This window comes from Janibacter sp. CoH_79_TC_3, assembly GCF_058197955.1.
Genome location: NZ_JBXWIV010000088.1, coordinates 1 through 273, shown reverse-complemented (window position 1 = coordinate 273; position 273 = coordinate 1). Strand labels below are relative to the sequence as shown.

The 273-nt window shown below is 57.1% G+C and carries 1 protein-coding gene; it reads right to left on the bottom strand.

Going from position 1 to position 273, the window contains the following annotated elements:
- Nucleotides 1-34: 34 nt before the first annotated feature.
- On the bottom strand, nt 35-273 hold a 239-nt coding region (gene uraD, locus AC2FA3_RS15185; protein ID WP_490510311.1), incomplete at its 5' end, for a 2-oxo-4-hydroxy-4-carboxy-5-ureidoimidazoline decarboxylase.

Genomic DNA, 273 nt, shown 5'->3' with positions numbered 1-273 from the left:
CCATGACACCGCGCCCACAGCGTTGTTGTACTGATTAACCTGAAATCAAATCGTTGAGACGGAAACCGACGATGCGGTCAATCTGCTCCAGCGACGTACGCAGCTCGGTGTCGCGGTCGTTGTTCAGCCGTGTGGTCAGCGCATCGATGATGGTCTGCCGGTCGTAGCCACGTACGGCCATCACGAATGGGAAGCCGAACTTCTCGCTGTAGCGCTTGTTCAGATCTTGCAGGCGTGCAAACTCTTCGGGTGTCAGTTGAGTCAGCCCCGCAC